Origin of the sequence: Polynucleobacter difficilis (genome assembly GCF_003065365.1) — a bacterium.
GTDB lineage: Bacteria > Pseudomonadota > Gammaproteobacteria > Burkholderiales > Burkholderiaceae > Polynucleobacter > Polynucleobacter difficilis.
This window is the reverse complement of sequence record NZ_CP023276.1, coordinates 1,973,954-1,995,529: the sequence shown is the minus strand read 5'-3', so window position 1 is coordinate 1,995,529 and position 21,576 is coordinate 1,973,954. Positions and strand designations below refer to the sequence as shown.

Annotated in this window: 21 protein-coding genes, 1 tRNA gene and 1 pseudogene; 18 read left to right on the top strand and 5 right to left on the bottom strand. The window is 49.8% G+C overall.

Features of this window, described 5'->3' with window-relative positions; translation table 11 throughout:
- The first annotated feature begins 181 nt into the window (after positions 1–181).
- The 7 genes and pseudogenes from rpmH to mnmC all read left to right on the top strand — a co-directional run.
- Positions 182–316, top strand: a complete 135-nt coding sequence (gene rpmH / locus AOC34_RS10195) for a 50S ribosomal protein L34 (protein ID WP_108469945.1) — start codon at positions 182–184, stop codon at positions 314–316.
- 10 nt (positions 317–326) lie between these two features.
- A complete protein-coding gene (gene rnpA / locus AOC34_RS10190) occupies positions 327–647 on the top strand; it encodes a ribonuclease P protein component (RefSeq protein WP_108469944.1) in 321 nt (106 codons plus the stop codon).
- Positions 648–887 carry a membrane protein insertion efficiency factor YidD gene (gene yidD / locus AOC34_RS10185; RefSeq protein WP_199908300.1) on the top strand — a complete coding sequence of 80 codons (240 nt, stop codon included), beginning with the start codon at positions 648–650 and terminating at the stop codon, positions 885–887. It abuts the gene before it with no gap.
- Positions 888–891: 4 nt separating this feature from the next.
- Entirely contained in the window at positions 892–2,559 is a 1,668-nt protein-coding gene (yidC, locus tag AOC34_RS10180; protein WP_108469943.1) for a membrane protein insertase YidC, read from the top strand.
- Positions 2,560–2,578: 19 nt separating this feature from the next.
- Positions 2,579–3,958, top strand: coding sequence for a tRNA uridine-5-carboxymethylaminomethyl(34) synthesis GTPase MnmE (gene mnmE / locus AOC34_RS10175; protein ID WP_199908299.1), 1,380 nt, complete (start codon positions 2,579–2,581; stop codon positions 3,956–3,958).
- Between the two features lie 145 nt (positions 3,959–4,103).
- Entirely contained in the window at positions 4,104–5,972 is a 1,869-nt protein-coding gene (locus AOC34_RS10170; protein WP_108469942.1) for a phosphoenolpyruvate carboxykinase (GTP), read from the top strand.
- 14 nt (positions 5,973–5,986) lie between these two features.
- Positions 5,987–6,988 (top strand): annotated as a pseudogene (mnmC, locus tag AOC34_RS10365) (FAD-dependent 5-carboxymethylaminomethyl-2-thiouridine(34) oxidoreductase MnmC); the annotation flags it as partial.
- A 59-nt stretch (positions 6,989–7,047) separates the two neighbouring features.
- Here mnmC and AOC34_RS10160 read toward each other — a convergent pair.
- Positions 7,048–9,717 carry a DNA topoisomerase III gene (locus tag AOC34_RS10160; RefSeq protein ID WP_108469940.1) on the bottom strand — a complete coding sequence of 890 codons (2,670 nt, stop codon included), beginning with the start codon at positions 9,715–9,717 and terminating at the stop codon, positions 7,048–7,050.
- Positions 9,718–9,848: 131 nt separating this feature from the next.
- The gene (dprA, locus tag AOC34_RS10155; protein ID WP_108470174.1) at positions 9,849–10,562 is read right to left on the bottom strand and encodes a DNA-processing protein DprA; all 714 of its coding nucleotides are present in this window, start codon (positions 10,560–10,562) and stop codon (positions 9,849–9,851) included.
- Between the two features lie 72 nt (positions 10,563–10,634).
- On the opposite strand from dprA, the gene def reads away from it, so the two are divergent.
- The 6 genes from def to AOC34_RS10125 are packed head-to-tail and all read left to right on the top strand — an operon-like array spanning position 10,635 to position 17,137.
- On the top strand, positions 10,635–11,150 hold the full coding sequence (gene def / locus AOC34_RS10150) for a peptide deformylase (RefSeq protein ID WP_108469939.1): 516 nt from the start codon (positions 10,635–10,637) through the stop codon (positions 11,148–11,150).
- Between the two features lie 13 nt (positions 11,151–11,163).
- Positions 11,164–12,177, top strand: coding sequence for a methionyl-tRNA formyltransferase (gene fmt, locus AOC34_RS10145; RefSeq protein WP_108469938.1), 1,014 nt, complete (start codon positions 11,164–11,166; stop codon positions 12,175–12,177).
- Positions 12,178–12,206: 29 nt separating this feature from the next.
- Complete coding sequence (rsmB, locus tag AOC34_RS10140; protein ID WP_108469937.1) at positions 12,207–13,535, top strand: 16S rRNA (cytosine(967)-C(5))-methyltransferase RsmB; 1,329 nt, start codon at positions 12,207–12,209, stop codon at positions 13,533–13,535.
- A complete protein-coding gene (locus AOC34_RS10135; protein ID WP_108469936.1) occupies positions 13,532–14,122 on the top strand; it encodes a DUF4390 domain-containing protein in 591 nt (196 codons plus the stop codon). Before rsmB ends, AOC34_RS10135 begins: the two co-directional genes overlap by 4 nt.
- Positions 14,123–14,132: 10 nt before the next feature.
- Positions 14,133–16,430: a sensor histidine kinase gene (locus AOC34_RS10130; protein WP_108469935.1), complete on the top strand. Its 2,298-nt coding sequence runs from the start codon at positions 14,133–14,135 to the stop codon at positions 16,428–16,430.
- Positions 16,431–16,432: 2 nt separating this feature from the next.
- The gene (locus AOC34_RS10125; protein ID WP_108469934.1) at positions 16,433–17,137 is read left to right on the top strand and encodes a response regulator; all 705 of its coding nucleotides are present in this window, start codon (positions 16,433–16,435) and stop codon (positions 17,135–17,137) included.
- 81 nt (positions 17,138–17,218) lie between these two features.
- On the opposite strand, the gene AOC34_RS10120 is transcribed toward AOC34_RS10125, so the two are convergent.
- The gene (locus tag AOC34_RS10120; protein WP_108469933.1) at positions 17,219–17,533 is read right to left on the bottom strand and encodes a DMT family transporter; all 315 of its coding nucleotides are present in this window, start codon (positions 17,531–17,533) and stop codon (positions 17,219–17,221) included.
- 167 nt (positions 17,534–17,700) lie between these two features.
- Here AOC34_RS10120 and AOC34_RS10115 point away from each other — a divergent pair.
- Together AOC34_RS10115 and AOC34_RS10110 are read left to right on the top strand one after the other, a co-directional pair.
- A tRNA-Phe gene (locus AOC34_RS10115) sits at positions 17,701–17,776 on the top strand.
- Positions 17,777–17,896: 120 nt separating this feature from the next.
- Entirely contained in the window at positions 17,897–18,292 is a 396-nt protein-coding gene (locus tag AOC34_RS10110) for a COG4315 family predicted lipoprotein (RefSeq protein ID WP_015422222.1), read from the top strand.
- Positions 18,293–18,535: 243 nt separating this feature from the next.
- Here AOC34_RS10110 and AOC34_RS10105 read toward each other — a convergent pair whose 3' ends face one another.
- Together AOC34_RS10105 and AOC34_RS10100 are read right to left on the bottom strand one after the other, a co-directional pair.
- Positions 18,536–19,345, bottom strand: a complete 810-nt coding sequence (locus AOC34_RS10105) for an energy transducer TonB (RefSeq protein WP_199908297.1) — start codon at positions 19,343–19,345, stop codon at positions 18,536–18,538.
- Positions 19,346–19,348: 3 nt separating this feature from the next.
- Positions 19,349–20,023, bottom strand: coding sequence for an ArsR/SmtB family transcription factor (locus tag AOC34_RS10100; RefSeq protein ID WP_159074855.1), 675 nt, complete (start codon positions 20,021–20,023; stop codon positions 19,349–19,351).
- A 40-nt stretch (positions 20,024–20,063) separates the two neighbouring features.
- Between AOC34_RS10100 and AOC34_RS10095 the strand changes: the two genes are divergently transcribed.
- The 3 genes from AOC34_RS10095 to AOC34_RS10085 are packed head-to-tail and all read left to right on the top strand — an operon-like array spanning position 20,064 to position 21,563.
- Positions 20,064–20,489: a hypothetical protein gene (locus AOC34_RS10095; protein ID WP_108469931.1), complete on the top strand. Its 426-nt coding sequence runs from the start codon at positions 20,064–20,066 to the stop codon at positions 20,487–20,489.
- Complete coding sequence (locus tag AOC34_RS10090) at positions 20,490–20,945, top strand: rhodanese-like domain-containing protein (RefSeq protein WP_108469930.1); 456 nt, start codon at positions 20,490–20,492, stop codon at positions 20,943–20,945. It abuts the gene before it with no gap.
- 3 nt (positions 20,946–20,948) lie between these two features.
- Positions 20,949–21,563, top strand: coding sequence for a class I SAM-dependent methyltransferase (locus AOC34_RS10085; protein ID WP_108469929.1), 615 nt, complete (start codon positions 20,949–20,951; stop codon positions 21,561–21,563).
- Positions 21,564–21,576: the final 13 nt, after the last annotated feature.

Here is a 21,576-nt window from a genome sequence, read left to right as displayed (position 1 = left end):
CAAGCCTTAAGTGGGTGGAAAACCTGTGGATAACTTGTGACCAAACAATAAAAAACCTTAAAAATCAATCAATAATGAAATAAACACCAAATAAAATAAGGGAAAAACCCAATAAGAGCACAACTTAGGTTGACCTTTTGGGCGCCACAAAGGAAAATACTTGGCTTTCCCGAGGTCAATCATGAAAAGAACATATCAACCATCCGTAACCCGCCGTAAACGCACCCATGGATTCCGTGTGCGCATGAAAACGCGTGGCGGCCGTACCGTTTTAAACGCACGTCGTGCCAAGGGCCGTAAACGCCTGGCAGTGTAAGCGCACTCGCTTGAATAGCGCACGCATATCCGAATTACTTAAAACAAATCCCAAAACATCAAAACACTGGGGTTTGTATTTAGGGTCTCGCAGTCAAGGCATGGATGGCGCCCTAGGCATTGCTGTTGCCAAGAAGTTGGCTAAAAGGGCGGTAGATCGAAACAAGCTTAAGCGATTCATACGCGAAAGCACACGCCAACCGCACAGTGCAATATTAGAGGCTCACGATATTGTCATTCGACTTAAAAAGCCGATTGGTCAAGCAACACGGGGTCGCTTACGCTCCATGGAATTTGGCGCACTTAAAGCGCAATTAGCGGAGCTAATTTAAGTGCAGATCATTAACCGCGCAGCAATAGCAGTGATCCGAATTTACCAAATCGCATTGAGCCCATTTTTTGGCTCTCAATGCAAGTTCGAGCCGAGCTGTTCTCAATACGCATGCGATTGTTTTAAAGCCCACGGCAGCGCCAAAAGTGCCGGACTAATCGTCTGGCGGCTATTGCGATGCAACCCTTGGAGTCATGGTGGCTATGACCCAGCAATTAACCCACGCAAGATAAAAGAATAAATACATGGATACGAAAAGAACCATCCTCTGGGCTGTTTTCTCAATTGCAGGACTGCTCCTTTACAACAACTGGTTAGCGTACGAAGGCAAAACCCCGCTGTTCGGACCACAAAGCATGAGCAAGCAAGAAGTTGCGCCAGTGAGTGGAGATGAAAAGAAAAGTGACGTCCCCGTATCGACGGCCACCAACACAAACACTGCACCAGTGCTTGCGCCCAAAGCAATTCCAGCGAGCATGGCACAGCTGGCAAGCAAAGAGCGCTTCACTTTACAAAACGATGTTCTCGTAGTTGAGGTCAGCGCAGACGGCGCTAACGTCGTGGGCGCAACCTTATTAAAAGAGTTAGAGGCCGACAAGAAACCCATCAAACTAATGCAGGTAACGCCTGGCCATCAGTATTTTGCACGTTCTGGTTTGATTGCTGCAGGCAACGCAGAACTACCGAACCATACGAGTGAATTCAAATTGCAGGCGAGCGGTAAAGATGGGTCCGGCCGACCTTTTCTGGTTGTTGCGAGTGAGCGCAATGGCGTCACCCTTGAAAAAACCTTCATCTTGAATACCGGGAGCTACGTCATTGATGTGATGCACCGTGTCACTAAAAATAATGCGGCAGTAGGCCCGTTGGTTTTATATACCGAATTAGTGCGCGACGGCAGCAAGCTGGAAGAGAGTCAGTTCTACAGCACATTTACAGGCCCAGCGGTTTACACCAATAAAGAAAAGTTTAATAAGCTCGAATTTACCGATATTGAGAAAAACAAAATCGCCATACCAAAGCAAGTTCCTGCTGGTGACCCTGCATGGGTGGCGATGGTGCAGCATTACTATGCGAGCGCATGGATTCCCAGCGATAAATTAAATCGCGACATCTATGCTGGAAAAATCGACACCAACGTTTATCGTGTTGGCATACAAACCCCGATCGACGATATTGCTCCTGGCAAAACAACCGTCGAGACAGCACGCTTGTTTATTGGCCCACAACAAGAAAGCACCCTGGAAGCAATTGCACCTGGACTAGAGCTGCTCAAAGACTACGGGTATTTAACCATCCTGGCAAAGCCCATTTTTTGGACCTTAGAGCGTATTTATGAATACGTAAACAACTGGGGCTGGTCCATCGTCATATTGACCTTCCTAATTAAGCTCTTGTTCTATCCCCTGTCTGCCGCAAGTTACAAGTCAATGGCGCGCATGAAAGAAGTGCAGCCAAAAGTAATGGCAATGCGCGAGGCCAATAAAGGCAATCCGCAAAAAATGAATCAAGAAATGATGGCCCTTTACAAGAAGGAAAAGATCAATCCGCTGGGTGGCTGCTTGCCCATGCTGATTCAGATACCTGTATTTATTTCTTTGTATTGGGTATTGTTGTCCTCAGTGGAAATCCGCAATGCACCTTGGATTCTCTGGATTCATGATTTGGCCGTGCCAGATCCTTATTACATTTTGCCGGTAATCATGGCGGTATCGATGTGGGTTCAAACCAAACTGAACCCAACTCCACCAGACCCAATTCAGGCAAAAGTGATGCTCTACATGCCCATCATTTTTTCCATCATGTTCTTTTTCTTCCCCGCCGGATTGGTGTTGTACTGGGTAGTGAACAACATATTGTCGATTGCGCAGCAGTGGCAGATCAACAAGATGATTATTAAACGAGCAATGTAATACTGCATTCAGTATCACTATGTTAGCAATGGGGCCTGCATCCAGAAAAATCCCCATTGTTGCTATTGCTACCGCGCCTGGCAAAGCTGGCGTAGGCATTATTCGAATCAGTGGCGAAGGTTTGCAAGAGCTTGCCTTCGCCATTACCAATACACGACTGCAGCCCCGCAAAGCTACCCTGGTTGATTTACGCAACCACGACGGCCGCATTATTGATTCGTGTCTTGCAATTTATTTTTCGGCGCCCCACTCGTTTACGGGCGAGGACGTTTTGGAGCTGCAGTGCCACGGCGGACCACAACTCCTCGATTTGGTTGTGCAGCGCTGCCTGCAATTAGGCCAACAGGCTGGTTTAGCAATAGCCGAGCCGGGCGAGTTCTCACTGCGCGCTTTTTTAAATGAAAAAATTGACTTAGCCCAAGCAGAAGCCATTGCCGATCTAATTGATGCGCAATCGCACGCTGCCGTCATGGGCGCGGCGCGCTCGCTGCAGGGCGCGTTCTCCGATGACATTCATCGTTTGGTTCAGGCTCTAACGCAATTGCGTATTTTGGTCGAGTCGACCCTCGACTTCCCCGAAGAGGAAATTGAATTTTTAGAAAACGCCCAAGCGCGCCAACAGCTAACCGAAATTCAGGAACAGCTTCAGCGCTTGCTTGGTGCTGCCAAGCAGGGACAGATATTGCGTGATGGCGTACAGCTGGTCTTGGTGGGCGCCCCCAATGTGGGTAAAAGCTCTTTATTAAATTGCTTGGCGGGCGAAGAGGTTGCGATTGTGACTGCCGTAGCCGGAACAACGCGGGACAGGGTAAAGCAAAGCATCACTCTCGATGGCGTTCCAATACACATTATTGATACGGCTGGTCTGCGGCAGACGAGTGATGAGGTTGAGGCAATTGGAATTGAGCGTACTTGGGCGTCGATACGTACAGCTGATTTGCTTATTTACATAGAGGCTCCGGATGCGCAAATGGCCGACGAGACGCTTTATGCCGAGGTAGTGGCAGCACTGCCTGTAGGCTGTACGTCTTTGCGATTGGTTAATAAGGCCGACTTACTGGGCGCAGTTAACGGCGCCACAGAACCAGAGACGCTTTTTATCTCTGCCAAAACGGGCGCCGGTATTCCTGAGTTAAAGAATGCCATTTTGACCCGCGTTGGTTGGCAGGCTGGGCAAGAGGATGTACTCATTTCCCGCCAACGCCACATCGATTGTTTGAGGCATGCTGAGGCAGCATTACACAAGGCCAGCCTTTATGCGCTTCAAGGAAATCGTGCATTGGAGCTGTTTGCGGAAGAGCTCCGTTTGGCACAAGAACAGCTTGGCCAAATTACCGGCCGCCTAATGCCAGACGATTTGCTCGGAAAAATATTTAGCCAATTTTGCATCGGAAAATAACAGCGGTATTGTCCATTATTTTTTCCGGGGATCTCTTCTTCCGCTAGTAAAAACAAGGGCTTGTAGCTTCTCAGGCAATGAAAAGCCCCTGCAGGAAAATGCTAAAATCATCTCATCCAAAATATTAAAAATGCGAGGGCTTTACATGAACCAACCATTAACGCACGATGCCATTTCAGTTGCTGCACCAGAGTATGTGAAGAACCAAAAACTCATAGAGTGGGTTGCCGAAGTTGCTGCGCTAACCAAGCCGGACAATATTCATTGGTGCGATGGTTCGCAGGCCGAATACGATCGACTCTGCGATCTCATGGTGGTTGCTGGTTCTTTCAAACGCTTAAATCCTGCGAAGCGTAAAAATTCATTTCTAGCAATATCGGATCCTCAAGACGTCGCCCGCGTAGAAGACCGCACCTTTATTTGTTCACATAACAAAGATGACGCCGGCCCTACCAATAACTGGGTAGCCCCCGACGAAATGCGCGCAACACTGAAGCCCTTGTTTGCGGGCTGCATGCGCGGCAGAACCATGTACGTGGTTCCTTTTTCTATGGGCCCCATTGGTTCACCGATTGCACACATTGGCGTAGAGCTATCGGACAGCCCCTATGTGGCGATCAATATGCGCATCATGACCCGTATGGGCCGTGCCGTTATTGATCAGCTCGGCAGCAACGGGGAGTTTGTGCCTTGCATTCATACCGTAGGTAAGCCATTAGAGGCTGGCGAAAAAGATGTTGTCTGGCCCAATAACCCAACTAAATACATTGTTCATTACCCTGAGACTCGCGAAATTTGGTCCTTCGGTTCGGGTTATGGCGGCAATGCCTTGCTAGGTAAAAAATGCTTTGCCTTGCGCATTGCTTCGACCATGGGACGAGATCAGGGCTGGTTTGCAGAGCACATGCTCATTCTCGGCGTTACCTCGCCAGAAGGAAGGAAATACCACATCGCCGCCGCATTCCCCTCGGCCTGTGGCAAAACCAACTTCTCCATGATGATTCCACCGAAAGGATTTGAGGGCTGGAAAGTGACCACCATCGGTGACGACATCGCCTGGATTAAGCCGCGGAAAGATGCCGCTACCGGCAAGACCCGTTTTCATGCGATTAATCCAGAGTCCGGTTACTTTGGTGTTGCGCCAGGCACCAATCGCAAAACAAATCCCAATTGCATTGATTCGCTCAACCAAGATGTTATCTTTACCAACGTGGCACTGACCGATGATGGTGATGTGTGGTGGGAAGGTTTGACCGAAACGCCACCAGCGCATTTAATTGACTGGCAAGGAAAAGACTGGACTCCGGCGGACGGAGCGGCCGGCAGAAAAGCGGCCCACCCCAATTCGCGTTTCACCATGGCAGCAACCAATAATCCAGCGGTTGATCCCAACTGGAATGATCCGGATGGCGTGCCCATTGATGCCTTCTTGTTTGGTGGTCGCCGCTCTACCACTGTACCGCTGGTGAGTGAAGCCCGAGATTGGGAAGAGGGTGTTTATATGGCCGCCACAATGGGTTCGGAAACCACCGCTGCCATCACCGGCCAAGTCGGCGTTGTGCGCCGCGACCCCTTTGCGATGCTTGCATTTGCGGGTTACAACATGAGCGATTATTTTCAGCATTGGCTCAGCCTTGGCAAAAAACTAATGGCGTCGGGCGCAGAGCTACCTAAGATTTATTGCGTCAACTGGTTCCGTAAAGACGAAGCTGGCCAATTTGTGTGGCCCGGTTTTGGGGAAAACATGCGCGTATTGGCTTGGATCCTTGAGCGCGTAGACGGTAAAGCAAAAGGCAAAGAAACCATTTTTGGTATTTGCCCTGAGTACAAAGACCTGCATTGGGATGGCCTTGATTTTTCAGCCGAGCAATTCAATGACGTGATATCCGTCAGCAAGTCAGACTGGCAGGCTGAAGTGCAATTGCATTCAGAGTTATTCGAGCAGTTAAAACACCGCTTGCCAGCCGAGCTCTTGGCAACGCGTAGCAAAATTGAGCAACGCTTAGGAAGCTAATTCCTGCTCATCCAATGATCGCCCCCCAGCACCATGGCATCGTGGTGATTGGGGCCGGCATCGCAGGCGCAAGCATTGCGCACGAAATCATTTCTCGCGGCCATGCAGTATGCGTTGTCGAGTCTGAAGACGCTCCCGCGACAGGATGCTCAAGTCATGCCTATGCCATTGCCCATCCCCATATCACCAGGGGTTCTGCAAAATTACTCCAGCTAACCCGTATTGCATTTGAGCTCGCGGTGGCGCGGTGGCGCGATCAATGGGTGCACCGCGGCGCATTGCAGCCGATAAAAAATGGTATTGATTTTGATCGTGATGCCATCGCCTTGCAATTAAATGAACTTGGCCTAAGGCCCGAAATAGCACTTCCTGTCACTGCAGAACAAGCAAGTGAGTTGGCAGGGGTGGCGCGGGCAGGCGTTTGGTTTCCCAATGCCGGAATGCTAAGCCTAGAAAAAACAACACAACAGTTATTGCAACCCTGCGCGCAGTTAACGCAGATGAACAAGGTGCAGATAGATACATTGACGCGCGAAGGCAATCACTGGTTGCTAGCCGACACAGCAAAAAAAATCACCATACGCGCAGACAATGTCATTATTGCTGCTGGCCTGTCTTCCAAAAAATTACTGAGTGGCATCCAAATCAAATTACCGCTGAAGCCAGTGCGTGGTCAATTGAGCTTTTTTAAGGTTGACTCCAAGAGCGACTGGCTTACTCGCCTACCTCGCGCAATTATCTGTGGCGACGGTTACTGCATACCGGCGAGTCGATTAGAAAATGGCGATATGCGCTGGATTGTGGGCTCTAGTTTTGATGAAAAAGAAAGTGACCATCATCCGCGTTATGAAAGCGATCGTTTTAATCAAGAGCAGGCAGCCGGCCTACTTAACTACCCCGAAGGCGACCAAGAAGAGCTAATGCCAGATGGACAATTCGTTGGCATTCGTTGCGTTGCCGGGGATCGACTGCCCATCATTGGCGCACTACCGCAGCGACCCGGTATTTTTGTGGCTACTGCACTTGGATCGCGCGGTATTTTGTGGTCTGCGTTGGCAGCAAAATTAATTGCAGATCAGGTTTTGGCGGGCGACTTTGCTTTGCTGACGCGCTTGGGCTTTGCCTCTGCCTTGGCTGCGGCACTCGCACCTGACCGTTTTTTAGCAGGCGCCGTACCGCCTGCCTTAGGCGCCTTCGCTTCAAATTCAAAGCCAATTTTGCCGCCCTCGCCAAGAGCCAAATAAGCTTTAAAGCCACGCCCAGTTCGATTGGATTTAAAGTTGGTTAACAAATCCGTTTTGCCGGTAGTTAGTAACTTCTGGACTTGCTCTGTTGATATTTCTTGTTGCAATACAACCTTACCCGTTTTGAAATCACAGGTTTTGCTGGGTCCTGTATTGCGCTCACAAACATAGCGCATGCCATCTTCATAGACTGCGCCAGAACATTTTGGACAAACACCTAAGGCAGCGCGACCAGTAAAGTCGATGGCCTCCGCATCATCATCTTCAGTGTTACCGAAATCGAACTCCAATTTGAAGCCGGCGTTGGGATAGTCTTTGTCGTCTTCCGGAATTTCAGTCAGCTGAATGATGGCAGCAAACGGACGGCCGATTTTGCTGCGAAATCCTTGCAATGGACCGATGGTCTTGTCACGTAATAGTGTTTCGACTTCATCGTATTCAAATGCTCGCCCACCTGGTGTTTTGCTAATCGTAAAGCCGCATTTTTCACACGCAAAGCGCCGGTAGTTTTCTTTAACCGACCCCTTGCAATGTGGACAGGGTGTGGCGAGGGTGGCGTAATCACCCGGAATGGTATCGCTGTCGTATTCTTTGGCGCGCTTCACGATGCGCTGCGTCATCTGCGCAATTTCTTGCATAAATGCATCGCGCTTCATTTTCCCTTGCTCAATCAGCGAGAGCTTGTTTTCCCAATTGCCGGTAAGGTCTGGGCGTGTGAGCTCTTCCACATCAAGGCCGCGCAATAGCGTCATCAATTGGAATGCTTTGGCAGTGGGTATGAGCTCCCTCGCCTCACGCACTATGTACTTCTCTGCTAGAAGTCCTTCGATGATGGCGGCGCGGGTTGCGGGAGTGCCAAGACCCTTTTCAGCCATTGCCTCACGCATATCGTCGTCATCAACCCACTTGCCGGCGCTTTCCATCGCCGAGAGCAGTGTTGCTTCGCTATAGCGGGCCGGCGGTTTTGTTTTTAAAGCAACTGCATCGATGGTGTCGCTCTGTACCGTTTCATTTTCTTGTACGGCAACCAGTTCGTCGTCTGCTTGATTGCTGCGGCCATAGACCGCCAACCAGCCTGGGTGAACCAAAACGCGCCCTTCGGTTTTAAAGTGGTGCCCCGAACATTCGGTAATGCGGGTCGTGACACGGAATTCTGCGGCAGGGAAAAACACCGCCAAGAATCGACGCACAACCAAATCGTAGAGTTTTTGCTCTGGCTCGCTGAGGGTCTTGGGAGACTCCAGCGTTGGAATAATGGCGAAGTGATCGGATATTTTGGAGTTATCAAAAATCCGCTTATTGGGTTTGATCCAGCCATACCCTTTTGTTTTGGCAGCGCTCTCTTTACCATCGCCCTTCAGTATTGCGTTGGCATGGGGGCGGTATTCATTGGAATTTGCGGCTAGATTTTCAACGGTCTGCTTTACGGTTTCCAAGTAGTCTTCGGGCAGCGCTCTTGAATCGGTTCTTGGGTAGGTGAGCACCTTATGGCGTTCGTATAAAGCCTGGGCAAGCCCCAAGGTATTCTTTGCCGAAAAACCAAAGCGCGCATTCGCCTCGCGCTGCAAGCTAGTTAAATCAAATAGCTGGGGCGCTAACTGCGTTGCGGGTTTCGCTTCTTCCCGAACAGTAGCCTTTTTGTTGCGGCACGCCGCCACAATGCTGTTGGCTGCAGCCTCACTCCACAGTCGGTTCTCACGTAAATCTGGCTCTGCGGCGTCTTTCTTAAACTTCGGATCAAACCAGCGCCCTTCATAAACGCCGGCCGAAGCCAGAAAATCTGCCTTCACTTCCCAGTAATCTTTAGAAATAAACTTACGAATGAGCTCTTCGCGCTCAACCACAATCGATAGGGTTGGTGTTTGTACGCGCCCCACCGTCGTCAGAAAGAAGCCGCCACTTTTGCTGTTAAACGCCGTCATGGCGCGAGTTCCATTGATGCCAACCAACCAGTCGGCCTCGGAGCGGCAGCGGGCAGCATCCGCTAAGGGCTGCATGTCCGTATCGGAGCGCAGTGCGCTAAAGCCCTCGCGGATGGCGTTGGGCGTCATTGATTGCAGCCATAAGCGCTTGATGGGCTGGCTCGCTTTGGCGTGCTGTGCAATCAAGCGAAAAATCAGCTCACCCTCGCGACCCGCATCACATGCGTTGACGAGTTCGGCGATGTCTTTGCGCTTGATGAGCTTTTGTAACACCTTGAGCCGTGATTCGGTTTTTACAATTGGCCGCAGGTCAAAATGGGGCGGTACCACGGGCAAGTTAGCAAATGACCATTTTCCGCGCTTGACGTCATATTCCTCGGGGGCGGCAATTTCCAAAAGGTGACCCACGGCCGAAGAAACCACGTACTGGTCGTTTTCAAAGTAATCGTCGAATTTAGTAAAACCGCCTAGGGCCTTGGCAATGTCGCTGGCAACCGAGGGCTTTTCTGCAATGATCAGCGTTTTAGGCGTGCTGCCTGCAGTCGATTTGGATGCGGTTTTGGTAGTTGCTTTAGCCACGCGTGAACCTAAATTAAGTACAGATTAGTCAAATTAAAGCCATCTATGCGGCGCTGATTTGCGGCGCACTTCCTTTTTTATTATTAACCGATAAATCAAGAGCTGTCCAAAATACCGACTTTTCCCTGCATTTACAGCTGATTTACACCGTTTTTATTTGGCAGCACGCCCTCTAAATTAAGGCCTCGGGGCAATTCAGCCAGAATATCCCCCAAGGTATGGACTAGCTTGGCGCCGTTTTGAATCAGGCTGTGGCACCCCTCCGAGTAGCCCCCAAGGATCGAGCCCGGCACCGCAAAAACCTCTCGGCCCAGCTCTGCGGCAAGGCATGCGGTGATGAGCGACCCCGATCGTTTGCTTGCCTCCACAACCACTACGCCTAGGGCAAGGGCGGCAATCAGGCGGTTGCGCCTCGGGAAATGAAAGGGCCGCGGGCCAACTCCAGGAGGGAATTCCGACACGACCAGCCCGGAATGGGCCACGGCCTGTGCGAGTGCAAGGTGTTCGTAGGGATAGACGCGATCGAGCCCAGTCCCACAAATAGCGCTGGTTTTGCCAAGGGGGGATTTCAGGGCGGCACGGTGTGCTGCCCCATCAATCCCCCGGGCCAGGCCAGAAACGACCAAAAAGCCAGCCTCTGCCAGCCCCTTTGACAGCTCGGATGCAATATACAGGCCTTGAAGGCTGGCATTGCGTGATCCCACAACGGCTATGGCCGGCCGTTTAAATAAAGCAGCATCACCGCATATATATAGAGGGCTGGGCGGATCCCTTAAATCAAGCAGGCGCTTGGGATAGTCTGGTGAGCTGGGGTAAAGCAATTGCATGGGTGGATGGTTTCGCATAAACCAATTTTTGAACACGGGCTTTTGTTTGCCAATCAGCCCGGCCTGATTAGTCTGTAAGATAATTCCCATATGAGTTTGTTAACCGTTCTCCATTACCCCGATCCGCGATTGCACAAGGTAGCAAAACCCGTTGCCGTCGTGGATGATCGTGTGCGCAAGATTGTTGCCGACATGGCGGAGACGATGTACGATGCCCCCGGCGTTGGTTTGGCGGCGACTCAGGTGGATATTCATGAGCGCATCATCGTGATTGACGTATCAGAGGAACAAAACCAGCTGATGGTCTTCATCAACCCAGAACTCGTCTGGGCAAGTGCGGAGAAAAAAGCATGGCGCGAAGGCTGCTTGTCGGTGCCTGAGTTCTACGACGAAGTAGAGCGGCCTGATCAGATTCAGGTAAAGGCGCTTGACGTTAACGGTAAGCCATTTGAAATCAAGGCGGACGGCCTGCTTTCCGTTTGCTTGCAACACGAGATGGATCACTTACTCGGAAAGGTGTTCGTGGAATACCTCTCTTTTTTAAAGCGCAATCGCATCTCCCTCAAAATGAAAAAGCGCGCCAAAGAGTTAGTAGGCCAACGCTGAGAAGGCGCCCACGATGAGGGTCGTTTTTGCTGGCACCCCCGATTTTGCAGCGCATGCCTTAGAAGCCATTGAGGCGGCGGGCCACACGATTGCATTGGTATTGACCCAGCCCGATCGACGCGCCGGCCGCGGCATGCATTTGCAAGCCAGCCCAGTTAAAGAATTTGCGCAGCGCAAAGGCATCCACTTGCTTCAGCCCGCATCCCTCAACACCAATAGTCTTGACGAGGCAAAAAGAGCCGAAGCAATCGCAGCCTTGCAGGCCATCAGCCAAACGCAGTTTGATGCCATGGTTGTCGTTGCCTACGGACTGATTATTCCGCAGGCAATACTGGACCTAGCGGAGCAGCCTGGTCGGCATGGCGCATTTAATATCCACGGCTCACTATTGCCACGTTGGCGTGGCGCCGCACCGATTCAGCGGGCAATTGCTGCAGGAGATGCACGAACGGGCATCACCATTATGCAAATGGATGCAGGGCTGGATACAGGCGATATGGTGATGAGCGAAGCAATTGATATTGCGCCCGATGAAACCAGCAGCAGTTTGCACGATCGCCTTGCCGATTTGGGAGCGAGGCTAATGGTGCGCTGTCTAGCGATGCTGGATGCATCAGAAAAACTGCCTCGCACTTCGCAAGGCGAAGAGGGGATGTGTTACGCCGAGAAGATACAAAAAACCGAAGCCGAAATTTATTTTTCCCAAACGGTATTCACCATTGATCGCCTCATTCGGGCATTTAACCCCTTTCCAGGTGCGAGCTCTACCCTCAATGGCCAAAGCCTCAAGTTTTGGCGCGCCCGTCCTTTGGCGAAGGTGTTATCGGACCAATACCAAGGACAAGCAAGCCATCACCCCGGATCGATTGTGGGCAAAAGCAAAGATGGCTTTGTAGTGTGGTGCGGGGATGGCGCATTGGAAGTATTGGAGATACAAAAGCCAGGCGGTAGACGTATATCCGCGGCGCAATGGATTCAAGCAGAAAAGCCAGCGGGCGTATTGCAATTTACTAAAGCGACTGCCTAAGCCGTGGATAAAAAAATGAGGAAGTGGTGATGGCATCAAAAGCGCCGCCCCAAAATCTGCCCTTATCGCAAGCGATCACGATTGCGGCACAAGCGATTGGTGAAGTCATATCGGGCAGGTCGTTGACTCAGGTTTTAGAAGAGCTTGAGCCGCAGGAGCGGCCCATCGTTCAAAGTATTACGTTTGACACCTTTCGTCGCTGGACGCGCTCCCATGCGCTCATAAAAGAGTTCGTGCCAAAGCCGCCAAGCAAACCAGTAGAGCATGTCTTGGCAGTAGCAATTACGCTTTTGCTAGATCGCACCGATGTGGCCAAAAAAGGCTATGCAACCCACACCATCGTCAATGAGTCTGTAAGTGCATGCGGTCAATACGATGAAACGATCTATGCCAAAGGCTTGATGAATGCCGTGCTGCGAAAAGTGAGCGCTGCCTTGGATGCTCAGGGCATAAACCGACCAGACCATAACAGCGTCGGTGAGTCCTACTTTCCGCCTTGGTGGATTGCTAATCTAAGAAAAAATTACCCAAAGGCGTGGCAATCCATTTGCTTACAACAATCGCAGCGACCACCGCTGACCCTGCGGGTCAATCGGCGCGCAATTTCCCTGATCGATTACGCCACCATATTGCAGGCTGCGCAAATCGAGGCTGAATCAATAGAGCAGGTTGCCAATGTTGGACTAGATGCCGCCTTGGTCATCAAAGAGCCAATACCAGTAGCGAGCATCCCGGGATTTTTTGATGGGCTGGTTTCGGTTCAGGATGCGGGGGCGCAGCTTGCGGCAGCCCTCCTTTGCCCGATGACAGGCGAGCGCGTGCTTGATATGTGTGCTGCACCCGGGGGCAAATCAGCCCACTTGCTAGAGTCTGCAGATATTGATCTAGTCGCAATTGACGTTGATCGAGAGCGATTAAAGCGTGTGAGTGAGACGTTCGGTCGCCTCAAGCTAAGCGCTGCGCCAGGGCAAACAATTGAATGCATTACCGCCGATGCTGCAGCCCTGGGCTGGTGGGATAAAAGACCCTTTGACAAAATACTGATCGATGCGCCGTGCTCGGCCTCCGGGATCGTGAGCCGGCATCCCGACATTCCTTTTTTGCGCCGCGCAGATGACATTGCCGAGTTGCAAGGGCGCCAGCGCTCTCTATTAGAGGCCGGTTGGCGTGTATTGAAGGAAGGTGGATTGTTGCTCTACATTACCTGCTCTATTTTTCCGGAAGAGGGCAAAGACCAGGCAGAATGGTTTATGGCAGGGCGCCAGAATGCGTTACGATTAGATGCGCCCGGACAAATACTGCCCGGCCACTTGCACGACGGCTTTTACTATGCTCTCTTTAAAAAGATTGGGCCATGACCCAGCGCCTTAAGCAACTCCTTCTATCGGCAATGCTGCTGATGGGCGTTGTGCTGGCGCCCGCCGCAAATGCAGAGGGTATTAAGGTCAAGTTTTTTGAGCTTGAGCGCGTAGAGTCTGAATGGTTTTTAAACGCAGCCTTTCAGATTGAGCTATCCCCCGGGCTCGAGGACGCCATTCAAAAAGGAGTGGTGCTGCACTTCCAAACCGAATTTGAGTTAACTCGATCACGCTGGTATTGGTTTGACGAGCGGCCCGTTTTGGCATTGCGGCAAACTCGGCTCTCCTATCAGCCCCTAACGAAGCAGTTCCGCATTGCCTCCGGCGGCCTTACTTTCAACGCGCAAACCATTGCAGAGGCATTGCAAGTCGTGGGGAGCATTGGCGGCTGGCGGGTGATTGATGGGCCAAGCGTAGATCCCAGCAAACCCTACTCTGCGGCTCTGCGCATGAGTCTTGATTTGAGTAAGTTGCCCAAGCCATTCCAAGTCAACGCACTCAACAATAAAACATGGAACGTGTCTAGCGATTGGACTCGCTTTACGTTTACACCCGATGCGCAATCTGTATTGAAGCGCCAAGAGTGAGCATCTTCAGATGAGCTTACTACGGTTTGATCGGCCTGCTTGGAAGCGCCGGGCACTGCCAATAGCAACGGCTATCACCGGCATTTTTGCCCTTGCCTTGCTGGTGTTGTTATCCACCGCCACTTCAAATACGACCTTTTTCGATAATTACTTTATTTGGCTTTACGCCGCGAATGTGGTGGTTGGTGTTTGCTTGCTTTTGGTTATTGTGACTTTGGTCGTTGTGATTACCATTCGCTGGAAAAAAGGCCGGTTCGGTACGCGCTTAATTGCTAAGCTTGCGATGATTTTTGGTCTTGTCGGCGTAGTCCCCGGTCTCATTCTCTATGGCGTGTCCTTGCAGTTCGTGTCGCGCAGTATTGATACCTGGTTCGATGTGAAGGTGGAGTCAGCCTTAGAGGCTGGACTCGAGCTTGGGCGCGCGACATTAAGCGCTTCCTTGCAAGAGCTACAGGATGAGGGCCGCATTGTTGCTGATCAAGTGCAGCGCATTCCAAATCAAGCTAGCCCGGCAGAATTAACACTCTTGCTTTCTCGCATGCGCGATCAGTTTGGAATTCAAGAAATTACGGTTTTTAATGCGCGGCAAGCCGTGGTTGCTACAGCATCATCCAGCGTGGCATCGAGCATGGCAGTGGCGCCCAGCGCAGAGATCATGAGTCAGGCCAATAAAGTCAATGGTGTTGGCTTTATAGAAGAGTTGCAGGGCACCCAAGACTATCGATTGAAAGCAGTCATTCCGCTTGTCAAAGAAAAGTCTAGTGGCCAGGGCTTTGGCCTTAGCCTGCAGTACCAACGCGAGCTCTGGTACTTGCAGCTGATTAAACGGGTTCCAGACGAGATTACAAAAAACACGCTCGCTGTGCAGGCGGCTTATAGCGATTACCAAGAAAAATCCCTGGGCCGAACAGGCCTGCGCCAAATGTACATTGGCACCCTTACGCTCACGCTCTTTTTTGCTTTATTTGTAGCGGTTACCTTGGCTCTGTTGCTGGGCAGGCAGTTGGCACGCCCGCTGCTCATGCTGCTGCGCGGCACGCAGGCGGTTGCGCAGGGCGATCTTTCTCCTAAGCCAGAGCTCGATACGGGCGATGAATTGGGCATGTTGACCCGTCAATTTAATGTCATGACGCGGCAGCTGGCCGATACCCGAGCCTCGTTGCAGGAATCGAAGGCGTTTTTGGAGACGGTGTTAAGCAATTTAACCGCCGGGGTCTGTATTTTTGACGATGCTTTTAAGTTGGTTTCGAGCAATGCTGGCGCCGATACTATTTTCAGGCACGACCTAACCCAGCTCACTGGTAAAGCGCTGAGCCAAATTCCGGCTTTAGCTGAATTTGAGGCGGCGGTAAAAGAGGGGTTTGCTGCCATGCAAATGACGATAGGGCCGGGAGCGAGCGCAGATCTACCCGCAACCAAGGCCCCAGACCAGATAAGTAATCGGGTATGGCAAAAGCAAATCCAGTTGCATGCCAGCAGTGAGTTTGACCAAGAGCTTGGCGTCACTATTTTTGTGCGCGGAACCGAGCTTGCCCCAGGCCTCAATATGATTGTGTTTGATGACATCACGGACGTGGTTACGGCGCAGCGCTCGATTGCGTGGAGTGAGGTTGCGCGTCGCCTAGCTCACGAGATTAAAAATCCACTGACTCCAATACAGCTCTCCGCTGAGCGGCTGCAGCAAAAGCTGGCAGGGAAGGTGAGCCCTGAGCAGGAAGAAATGATGAACCGAAGTACCGCCACCATCATTGGCCAGGTGGAGGCAATGAAGCAGATGGTGAATGATTTTCGGGATTTCGCAAAGACGCCGGCCCCACAGTTAAGAACGGTTTCCATTAATCAGTTAATTCAGGAAATTCTCGTCTTATATGAAGGCAGCCCTATGGAAGTATCGCTCGACCCAGCTTGCCCAGAGATATTGGGCGATCCCACGCAACTGCGCCAAGTGATTCATAATCTTTTACAGAATGCGCAAGACTCGACCTTAGAGGGTCAACGCACTGGGGCGTCGGTTGCCATTACAACCGAAGCAGTGCCCTACAAACAGGCGAATGGTGTGATGCAAAAAGCGGTGCGATTTAGTATTGCTGACTCGGGAACGGGATTTCCAGCTAAGATACTAGCAAGGGCTTTTGAACCTTATGTCACAACAAAAACAAAGGGCACGGGTTTAGGCCTGGCAGTAGTGAAGAAAATTGTGGATGATCATGGTGCAAAAATTGAGATTCGGAATCGAATGCAAGGGGATGCGGTAGTGGGCGCACAGGTGTCTATTTTGTTTATGAATCTAGCGAAAGAGGCGGCTTAGCCATGGCGAGTATTTTGGTAGTCGACGATGAAATGGGTATTCGTGAGCTTCTCAATGAGATTCTGACGGATGAGGGTCATACCGTGTATGCCGCAGAGAGTGCGATACAAGCCCGAACTGTACGGGAGCAAATGCGGCCTGATTTAGTTCTCTTGGATATTTGGATGCCCGATACGGATGGCATTACCCTGCTTAAAGAGTGGTCCAATAGCGGCCAACTCACCATGCCAGTAGTAATGATGTCGGGCCATGCCACGATTGATACCGCGGTAGAGGCAACCCGTATTGGCGCCCTTAATTTTTTAGAAAAACCAATCGCACTGCAAAAGCTGCTAAAGACAGTAAACAAGGCGCTTGAAAGTGCACCAAAACAAATGCAGGTTGAAGAGGCTGCGGCGGTATTGCCATCGTCAAGGCCTGCTGTTGAATTAAAACCAGTGGCCGCCGCAGTGGCGCCGCCACAAGGCGAATACATTAGCGGCATTGCCAAGATGTATTTTGATCTGCCCTTGCGCGAGGCGCGAGACCTCTTTGAAAAAGCCTACTTCGAGCATCAGATGCAAATCATGGGCGGAAGTATGACGCGTATCTCCGAATACACCGGGCTTGAGCGTACGCACCTGTACCGCAAACTCAAAGCGCTTGGTGTGGATGCTACTAAAAGTAAAGGTGAGTCAATTTCAGAGTCCACGCCAGTTAAGCAGTAAGTAGATTCAATTCAGGCGGCGAGGAAAGGCGGCGCTCTCGGGATGGAGCGCAATAAAAAGTCGGGCGATTAACGCCCTACATCAGCCCACTTTCAGCAAAATGACGCCAAGCAAGATCAAGGCAGCACCAAGCCAGCGTATCGGAATATTGGGGTCACCAAAAACGAGAACGCCAAGAGCAAAGGTGCCAACCGCTCCAATCGACGTCCATACGGCATAGGCAGTACCAATCGGAATGCCTTTTAATGAATACCAAAGCAAAAAACCACTCAATGCCATGCTGGTGCCAGCCAAAGCCAAGCCCCAGACTTTCATATTCGGGTTGCCCGACAACTTGAGGCCAAGCGGCCAGCCAATTTCGAAAGCGCCTGCAAGTAATAGAGATAACCAGTACATGTTGAGCCAAGAGTGAAAAGAAAAGCCCACTGTATCAAAGTATTTAAACCGCCAACAGGGAGCACCTACCCGATGCCAATAGGGTTTACGGGCTTATATCTAGGGAGCAGACGTTGCTGCACGCATTTCTCAAGCCCAAAAACAGTTCCGTTATAATTTCAACTCTTGGCCTGGTAGCTCAGTCGGTAGAGCAGAGGATTGAAAATCCTTGTGTCGGTGGTTCGATTCCGCCCCGGGCCACCAAGAAACACCAAAACCACCTTCGGGTGGTTTTTTCATGCCTAGCCCCTTAGTTTTAATCACGTCATACTTCAAACATAAATAACCAGTAGAGTGTTAACTTAACTTTTAAAGGGGATCTACATGAATCGTATTAAGGGCGTATTAATTAGTTTGATCGCTGCTGCTACATTAGCTGCATGTGCGTCGATGACGGGCGGAGCCATGGCGCCATATACCAAAGTAAATGATGGCATGTTAGTAGGTAGTAATAATATGACCCTGTATACCTTTGCCAAAGATGCGGCTGGTTCAGGTAAGTCTATGTGTAATGGCCCATGTGCCACCAACTGGCCACCACTATTAGTTGATGGTAGTCCAGCAGTGTCTGGCGATTATTCTGTAATCACTCGTGATGACGGCAAAAAGCAATTAGCATTCAAAGGAATGCCCCTGTATTTCTGGGTTAAAGATACCAAGCCAGGAGATAAGACTGGAGACGGCTTCTTAAATGGTGCTTGGAAAATTGTGAAGATGTAATAGTAGCAAGCAGGATTAAGCATCCTAGGCCCAGGCCGATTCCGCCCCGGGCCACCAAGAATCTCAATAGCCCACTTGTTGGGCTATTTTCTTTTATGGCTTGGTAGGCTTAGACGCCATTAGAGTCAGATATCCCCAGTATGACCTGTCCTTTAAAAGGACATGTCAATTATTCATCCCTGCGTCAGTCGATGTCGTTTAAAACGACATTACAAATATATACGCATAGACGTATGTATTGAACTACTTTCTTTGATTCAGATTGCTTGACCCCCATTGATCCAGTTGTCTCTGATTATGGGCGGCCACACCTTCAATAGAATCTTGAGGTAATTGTTTGAGGCACTCTGCTAATGCTTCAGGACTGAGCTTTTCGGCAGGCTTATTTTGTTTAATCTCTTGTGGCGATTTGCCATCCCAAGCAAAGGGATTATTAAATGATGGAGGATCAGGTAAGCAATCATCGCTGTAAATGGGTGTGTCATCAGTAGCAAATGGTGAAAATGAAATTGTCTTTTCAAAGATGAGTGGTTTACCAGTTGGCGTGGGTGGTGGCGGTGGCATTGAATAAATGGCTTTGCGAGCCAGCACCTCTGCTTTATCAGATGTCTTCCAAAGTGTTTCAACTCTAGTGATGCTGCCATTTGGAGCAATCTCGATTCTAAATCTCACTTGTCCTTGATCGACACCTTCAACAGCTGTTCCCATCATGCTACGCACTTGCTTACCCCAAGTGTGTCTGTAGCCTTTACTATTTTTTAATGTGTATGTTGAGGCAAAAGCCCACTCTTCTGCTGTTGGGGCATTTGGGGCGGCTTGTGTTGCCGGAGCTTTCGTTGTGAGCGTTTGATTCTTTTGAATGTTGACGGGCTCTTGCTTTTCTTGCGGCTCGTTCAGCTTGATAACAACGACATCATCTTTAATTTTTTTTAGCGGCTTTGCTGTTGATGGAGCCCATAAAAGTAGAAAGCAAACGTGTAAAGCCAAAGATAAAATAATTGCCGACTTAAAAGCAGACTGTGGCGTTTGAATAAGGCGATTAAGAGGGAGCAATCACTACTCGTCTTGTTTAGCTAGCTTCAAATTCATATTGAGCCAATTGGGTATGCCATCTTCTGCTCGTACTGCCTTAAATCCTTTTTCTCTGAGGCGCTTTACAGCTTCATAAGACAGTACGCAATAAGTGCCCCTACAGTAAGCAACAATCGTTTTAGATTTCGGGAAGTCGCCTAGGCGCTCTTCTAACTCTTCAAGGGTGATATTGAGCGCCCCTTCTAGATGAGAGTGAGCATACTCTTCACTAGGTCGCACATCTAAAAGCGTGATTTCTCCACGCTTAGCTAATTTAAGTACTTGATTAACTGGCATGCCTTCTAAGCTATCGCGCGAGGTGAGGTACTTATTAACGAGGCTATCAACTTCTTCAATGTGGCGTTGCCCAACACCTTGTAGCTTTAAGAACAAATCAATGACATCAGAGTCTGCTATTTCATAAACAATGGATTTACCTTGTCTGATCGTGTTCACAATGCCCACTTGTTTGAGTACTTGTAGGTGCTGAGAGACATTGGCAATCGGTAGTTTGACCTTCTTTGCTAAGTCTTCTACCGCTGTGGGGCACTGAATAATGAGCTCAATAAGCTCTAGGCGAACTTCAGAACCAAGGGCTTTGCCTAGTTTGGCGAACTGTTCGTAAAGTTTTTGCTTGAAAGTAGATTTTTGTTTAGGCATAATCATTCAATGATTTTATTGAATATAAGCGAGGGTGTAAATGCTTAAAAAGCTCGTGGGTGTCATTATCTCTTTGTTCTCATTAAGCGTTCTCGCTAACAGCCCTGTCCCGCTAGAGATTAACGGGCAAAAAGCCTTGGTATTCATTAATCAAGATCCTCCTGGGACTAGATGTAATACCAATGTTCAAATTGCCGCAGAGATAGCTAATGCCTATCGACTGCCTATTTTGATTCTGCCTCAAACAGCTGTTCCGCCATTGACGCCAGCTCCTTCAGTTTGGTACAACGGACAAAACATAGCGGCAAGTGGTGGTGCTCACAATGGCATGGTGAGCTACCAAATCATTGCGGACATTCTGGAGATAGAGGGAACTACTAAGCAGAAGAAGCAAGGTAAGTTATTCAACGATAGCGTGAGACCTGAATTCGATAAGTTCAAATCAACAATTAAGACTGGAAAATAAATGAGAAAACTATTCATTGCGCTTGCGCTCACATCATTCATAGCAAGCCCCACATTTGCTGATAATAAGGCTATTGCTGTTGATGAGATGGCGGGTTATCTTGAGTTTGTGGACTATGGCGGCGCCACGATATTTCCTGAGCAGATACCCGCAGAAGAATACAAGAAGATGATGGTGATTGATGCTAGAGATAAGGCTCAGTTCGATAAGAGTCATATTCCTGGAGCAGTCAACATTGAGTGGCGCCAAGTCTTGGCACAAAAAGATAAGATTCCTAAAAACAAGCCCGTCTTAATCTACTGTAATACCGGCAGTCTCTCAGCTCAGGCAGGCTTTGCTTTGCGTGTTGCTGGCTATGAGAATTTGCGCATTCTTCAGGGTGGGTATGAAGAATGGAAATCCAAGGGCGGAATGGACGCATATAAGAAGGCTGTAAATAAACAACCCAAGCACTAGCAAATGAACAAAAAAGATCACTGGGAAAAGGTTTATGGCGACAAGGCACCAGATGCGGTGAGTTGGTATGCGCCACACCTAGAAACCTCTTTAAATCTAATTGATCAAGCTAGTGCCAATAAGAGTGCTGCCGTTATTGATATTGGTGGTGGCGAATCTACACTAGTGGATGACCTTTTGTCTGAGGGTTATGAGGACATCAGTGTTTTAGATATTTCTCAAAAAGCAATTGATGTAGCTAGGGATCGCATTGGCAAGCAGGCTGATAAGGTTCACTGGTATTGCGCTGACATTACACAGGCAACATTACCTCAAGGCTATTTTGACGTTTGGCACGATAGAGCAGTCTTTCATTTTCTAACTGAAGAGGCTGATCGAGCAAAATATGTAGCGCAAGTCATGCGCTCAGTAAAGCATGGTGGCTATGTGATTATGTCCACCTTTGGACCCGAGGGTCCAGAAAAGTGTAGCGGCTTAGATGTGGTTCGCTATGACTCAGAAAATCTTCATGGACAGTTCGGTAAGACATTCAAGCTAATTGATAGCTCAACAGAGGTACATCAAACTCCAATGGGAACTACGCAACAGTTCTTATATTGCTTTTGTAGGATGGAATGATATTTGCGTTGTC

Coding starts and splice junctions, on each gene's coding strand:
- fmt (WP_108469938.1), top strand. CDS start 11,164: ATGAGGGTCGTTTTTGCTGGCACCCCCGATTTTGCAGCGCATGCCTTA.
- AOC34_RS10090 (WP_108469930.1), top strand. CDS start 20,490: ATGAGAAAACTATTCATTGCGCTTGCGCTCACATCATTCATAGCAAGC.
- AOC34_RS10120 (WP_108469933.1), bottom strand. CDS start 17,533: ATGTACTGGTTATCTCTATTACTTGCAGGCGCTTTCGAAATTGGCTGG.
- AOC34_RS10110 (WP_015422222.1), top strand. CDS start 17,897: ATGAATCGTATTAAGGGCGTATTAATTAGTTTGATCGCTGCTGCTACA.
- AOC34_RS10170 (WP_108469942.1), top strand. CDS start 4,104: ATGAACCAACCATTAACGCACGATGCCATTTCAGTTGCTGCACCAGAG.
- def (WP_108469939.1), top strand. CDS start 10,635: ATGAGTTTGTTAACCGTTCTCCATTACCCCGATCCGCGATTGCACAAG.
- rsmB (WP_108469937.1), top strand. CDS start 12,207: ATGGCATCAAAAGCGCCGCCCCAAAATCTGCCCTTATCGCAAGCGATC.
- AOC34_RS10100 (WP_159074855.1), bottom strand. CDS start 20,023: ATGCCTAAACAAAAATCTACTTTCAAGCAAAAACTTTACGAACAGTTC.
- AOC34_RS10135 (WP_108469936.1), top strand. CDS start 13,532: ATGACCCAGCGCCTTAAGCAACTCCTTCTATCGGCAATGCTGCTGATG.
- AOC34_RS10130 (WP_108469935.1), top strand. CDS start 14,133: ATGAGCTTACTACGGTTTGATCGGCCTGCTTGGAAGCGCCGGGCACTG.
- rpmH (WP_108469945.1), top strand. CDS start 182: ATGAAAAGAACATATCAACCATCCGTAACCCGCCGTAAACGCACCCAT.
- dprA (WP_108470174.1), bottom strand. CDS start 10,562: ATGCGAAACCATCCACCCATGCAATTGCTTTACCCCAGCTCACCAGAC.
- AOC34_RS10095 (WP_108469931.1), top strand. CDS start 20,064: ATGCTTAAAAAGCTCGTGGGTGTCATTATCTCTTTGTTCTCATTAAGC.
- AOC34_RS10085 (WP_108469929.1), top strand. CDS start 20,949: ATGAACAAAAAAGATCACTGGGAAAAGGTTTATGGCGACAAGGCACCA.
- mnmE (WP_199908299.1), top strand. CDS start 2,579: ATGTTAGCAATGGGGCCTGCATCCAGAAAAATCCCCATTGTTGCTATT.
- AOC34_RS10125 (WP_108469934.1), top strand. CDS start 16,433: ATGGCGAGTATTTTGGTAGTCGACGATGAAATGGGTATTCGTGAGCTT.
- yidC (WP_108469943.1), top strand. CDS start 892: ATGGATACGAAAAGAACCATCCTCTGGGCTGTTTTCTCAATTGCAGGA.